The sequence below is a fragment of the Tabrizicola sp. genome, assembly GCF_016793705.1.
In the GTDB taxonomy this organism is placed as follows: Bacteria; Pseudomonadota; Alphaproteobacteria; order Rhodobacterales; family Rhodobacteraceae; genus Tabrizicola.
On the sequence record NZ_JAEULO010000022.1, the window covers coordinates 1 to 4,330 of the forward strand.

Genomic DNA, 4,330 nt, shown 5'->3' on the forward strand with positions numbered 1-4,330 from the left:
ACGATCACCGACTGCAACGTGATGCTGGGGCGGCTGTCACCGGCGCATTTCCCGGCGGTCTTCGGGCCGGGCGGGGACCAGCGGCTCGACGCGGAAGTGGTGCGGGAGAAATTCGCGGCGCTGGCGCGGGAGGTGGCGGCGCTGACGGGGCGTCTGGACGCGCCGGAGATGATCGCCGAGGGCTTCCTGCGGATTGCCATCGACAATATGGCGAATGCGATCAAGAAGATCAGCGTCCAGCGCGGGCATGACGTGACGGCCTACGCCCTGCAATGCTTCGGCGGCGCGGGCGGGCAGCATGCCTGCGGGGTGGCGGATGCTCTTGGTATGAAAACAGTTTTCATCCACCCGCAGGCCGGGGTGCTGTCGGCCTTCGGCATGGGGCTGGCGCATCTGCGAAGCCTGCGCGAGGCGCAGTTCGATGCGCCGCTGTCGGCGGTGGGTGAGGCGCGCGAGAGGATCGAGGCCTTGGCGGGGGAGGCGTCGGGCGAACTGATGGCGCAGGGCATCGCCGTCCCGCAGGTCACGCGCACGGCGCATCTGCGCTATGAGGGGCAGCACCAGTCGCTGCCGGTGCCGTTCGGGGATGAAACGGCCATGGCGCAGGATTTCGCGGCGGCGCATCAGGCGCGGTTCGGCTTCACCTCGCCAGAGCGGGCGATGCTGTTCGAGATGCTGGCGGTCGAGGCCGAGGGTGGGGGTGCGGGGCTACCGGACCTGGCACCGGGGTCCGGGGCGGGGCAGCCGGTGGAGCGGCTTCGGGTCTGGGCCGGGGGGCGCTGGCAGGAGGTGCCGCTTTACCGGCGCGAGGATTGCGGGAGGGCAACGCGGATCGCGGGGCCGGCGGTGATCAGCGAGGCCACGGCGACGACGGTGGTGGAGCCGGGCTGGGAAGCGGTGGTCGATGCGCTGGCCAACCTGATCCTGCGCCGGGTCGCGGCGGTGGCCCGCCCCCCGGCGGCGGGAACCGAGGCCGACCCGGTGCTGCTGGAGGTGTTCAACAACCTGTTCATGTCGGTCGCCGACCAGATGGGGGCGACGCTGGCCAACACGGCCTGGTCGGTCAACATCAAGGAAAGGCTGGATTTTTCCTGTGCTATCTTCGATGCGGCGGGCGATCTGGTGGCCAATGCCCCGCATGTGCCGGTGCATCTGGGCAGCATGTCCCATGCGGTGAAGACGGTCATTGCGGCGGTGGGGGCGACGGCGCAGGAGGGTGACGCCTGGATGCTGAACGCGCCCTGGAACGGGGGCACGCATCTGCCGGATGTGACGGTGATCACCCCGGTCTTCGTGGGCGGCAGGGCGGCGTTCTGGCTGGGCTCGCGCGGGCACCATGCCGACATCGGCGGGCGGACGCCGGGATCGGCCCCGCCGGACAGCACGACGATCGAGGAGGAGGGCGTGGTGATCGACCTTTTCCCGCTGGTGGTGCGGGGGGTGTTGCGCGAGGCGGAGACGAGGGCGCTGCTGGGGTCGGGGCGCTGGCCTTGCCGGTCGCCGGATCAGAACATGGCGGACCTGAAGGCGCAGATTGCCGCGAACGAGACCGGGCGGCGGGAACTGATGCGGGTGGTCTCGCTGCATGGGGCCGAGGTGGTCGCGGCCTATATGGGGCATGTGCAGCGGAATGCCGAGGAATGCGTGCGCGCGGTGATCGACCGGCTGCATGATGGAGCTTTCACCTATCCGATGGATATCGGGACGGAGATCCGGGTGAAGGTGACGGTGGACCATGCCAGCCGGTCGGCGAAAATTGATTTCACCGGAACGTCGGGTCAGCACAGGGGCAACTACAATGCCCCGCAGGCGGTGACGCGAGCGGTGGTGCTGTATGTGTTCCGCACCTTGGTCGGCAAGTCCATCCCGCTGAACGAGGGTTGCCTGAAGCCGCTGACGATCATCGTGCCGGAGGGAACGCTTCTGAACCCGGTCGCCCCGGCTGCGGTGATCGCGGGGAATACCGAGGTCAGCCAGTCGGCCTGCAACGCCCTTTACGGCGCGCTGGGCGTGGTGGCCGCGGCGCAGGGGACGATGAACAACTTCATCTGGGGCAACGACCGCTTCCAGAACTATGAGACCATCGCGGGCGGCACCGGGGCTGGCCCGGGGTTCCGGGGCTGCGATGCGGTGCAGAGCCACATGACCAACACGCGGATGACCGACCCGGAAGTGCTGGAGAAGCGGTTCCCGGTGCGGCTGGAGGAGTTCTCGATCCGGCGTGGGTCCGGGGGCGAGGGGCGCTGGCGCGGCGGCGACGGGGCGGTGCGGAAGCTGCGGTTCCTGGCGCCAGTCACGGTCACGACGCTGTGCGGCAGCAGGAAGGTCGCGCCGTTCGGGGGCGAAGGCGGCGGGCCGGGGGCGGTGGGCGAGAACCGGGTGCACTGGCCGGATGGCCGGGTCGGGCGACTGGAGGGCAATGACGAGCGCGACCTGCCCGAAGGCGCGGTCTTCGAGATGCGGACGCCGGGCGGCGGCGGCTGGGGGGCGTAGCGCAGGAGGCGCCTGCCAGAATGGGCAAACCGGCCCGAAGTCCAAGAATTTTCTAGAGAATTCTTGGACTTAGTTCGCCGGATCAGGGCTGGGGTCTGGTTCGCGTTTCCGCGGGGTCTTAGCGCTTTCTAGGCAGCATAGCCTGGGTCCTCGGCGTCGAGGATGGCGCGGAGTTCGCGGAGATGGGCATCGGCGAAGCCGGGATAGGCCTCCCATTCCTGTGCGGTCTTCTCGGCGATGGCTTCGGGCAGGACACGCAAGGGGCGTCCGGTCTGGAGCGCGCGTATATAGGTCTCGGCAGCCCGCTCGAAATAGTAGAGCCGGTTGAAGGTCTCGGCCACAGTGCGGCCCACGACCAGGACGCCGTGATTGCCCATGATCATCGTGGTGATCTTCGAGTCGGACAGAAGCTGCGCGCAGCGGGCGCCCTCTTCCTCGAAGGCCATGCCGCCGTAGTGATCGTCGATGACGTGGCGATTGTGGAACATCGCGGTATTCTGGTCGATGGCGGGCAGGCGCGAGTCGGCGAGGCTGGCGAGCACGGTGGCGTGGATCGAATGGACGTGCATGACACAGGCGGCATGGGGGCAGGCGCGGTGGATGGAGCCGTGCAGGCCCCAGGCCGTGGGGTCGGGCGCGTCGGGGCGGGACATGGTATGCGGGTCGTTCGCGTCGATCTCGACCAGCGAGGAGGCGGTGATCCGGCTGAAGTGGCGCCCGTTCGGGTTGATCAGGAAGCGGGTGCCCTCGGGGTTGACCGCCAGCGAAAAGTGGTTCGCCACCGCCTCATGCAGGTTCAGCCGCGCGGTCCAGCGGAAGGCGGCGGCGAGGTCCTGCCGCAGGTCGAGGAAGGTCATGTTGCTGTGCTGGTTCATCGGCTGCTCCTACGGCGAATCAGGTGTCGGCCCAATCAAGGGCTGCAATCGGTCGCATGATAGGGTAACAGGATCGGGATGGGTATCCGACCGCCGGAAAGGCGTGAGTCTTACAACCAGAGTGCGGAGCCGGGGCCCGGACAAGGCAACTTTGGCTTGAATGTGGCGGTGTTCACGCAGTTTTACCTGCAAGTTTCCTTTTTTCGGGCGAATGCTCTCCGCATTCTTCAATGACATTGGCCAAAGGTAGTGGAGGAGTGCGCGTGCAGACATTCATTCAGACCGACCGCCAGCGGGCCCAGCTGCACACACTGGGCGTGCGGGTCATGCTTTTGAGCGACCATGCCGAAGGCCGCACCGGCCGGAGACTTGCCGATTACGGCAGCGTTGTGGAAGTCGCCGACACGCTGGATGACGCGGTCAGCGCGATCCTGGACGATCCGTTCGGCTACGATCTTTTCGTGATGGATTGCGACGGGTTCGGCGGCATCGCCGGGGCGGAGCGGGCGATTTCCACGTTGATTGCCGGGGATGCGAAGATGCGGGTGATGCTGGTCAGCCGCGAGTTCGACGTTCCCGCCTATCCCCTTGGCCGCCGCACGGCGGTCTGCCTGCCGCAGGACGTCTCGGATGCCAGCTTCCGGATCGGCTTCGATCATGTCCTGCGGGACCGGGCGGCGCTTACGATGAACTGAAGGGTGGGGGCGGCGAACCGCCCCCGACAGGCTTATGCCAGCGCCAGGTTGGTCGCGGATTCGCGGCCGTCACGGCCGGATTCGATGTCGAACGTGACCGGCTGGCCGTCTTTCAGGCTGCGCAGGCCCGCACGCTCCAGCGCGGTGATGTGGACGAACACGTCCTTCTTGCCGCCTTCCGGGGCGATGAAGCCGTAGCCTTTGGTTTCATTGAACCATTTCACGGTGCCCTTGGCCATCGTGAAGTCTCCTCAAGTCATGCCGCCC

4 protein-coding genes are annotated in these 4,330 nt (G+C 67.3%); 2 read left to right on the plus strand and 2 right to left on the minus strand.

From position 1 onward, the window contains the following. Positions 1 to 2,493 (plus strand): hydantoinase B/oxoprolinase family protein (locus JNJ68_RS04500; RefSeq protein WP_294979540.1); only part of this gene is annotated, 2,493 nt, incomplete at its 5' end. A 128-nt stretch (positions 2,494 to 2,621) separates the two neighbouring features. On the opposite strand, the gene JNJ68_RS04505 is transcribed toward JNJ68_RS04500, so the two are convergent. Then, positions 2,622 to 3,368 (minus strand): class II aldolase and adducin N-terminal domain-containing protein, encoded by a 747-nt coding sequence (locus tag JNJ68_RS04505; protein WP_294979543.1) that lies wholly within the window; start codon positions 3,366 to 3,368, stop codon positions 2,622 to 2,624. A gap of 263 nt (positions 3,369 to 3,631) precedes the next feature. On the opposite strand from JNJ68_RS04505, the gene JNJ68_RS04510 reads away from it, so the two are divergent. After that, the gene (locus JNJ68_RS04510; protein ID WP_294979544.1) at positions 3,632 to 4,063 is read left to right on the plus strand and encodes a hypothetical protein; all 432 of its coding nucleotides are present in this window, start codon (positions 3,632 to 3,634) and stop codon (positions 4,061 to 4,063) included. A 32-nt stretch (positions 4,064 to 4,095) separates the two neighbouring features. On the opposite strand, the gene JNJ68_RS04515 is transcribed toward JNJ68_RS04510, so the two are convergent. Then, a complete protein-coding gene (locus JNJ68_RS04515) occupies positions 4,096 to 4,302 on the minus strand; it encodes a cold-shock protein (protein WP_294979545.1) in 207 nt (68 codons plus the stop codon). Positions 4,303 to 4,330: the final 28 nt, after the last annotated feature.

Coding starts and splice junctions, on each gene's coding strand:
- JNJ68_RS04505 (WP_294979543.1), bottom strand. CDS start 3,368: ATGAACCAGCACAGCAACATGACCTTCCTCGACCTGCGGCAGGACCTC.
- JNJ68_RS04515 (WP_294979545.1), bottom strand. CDS start 4,302: ATGGCCAAGGGCACCGTGAAATGGTTCAATGAAACCAAAGGCTACGGC.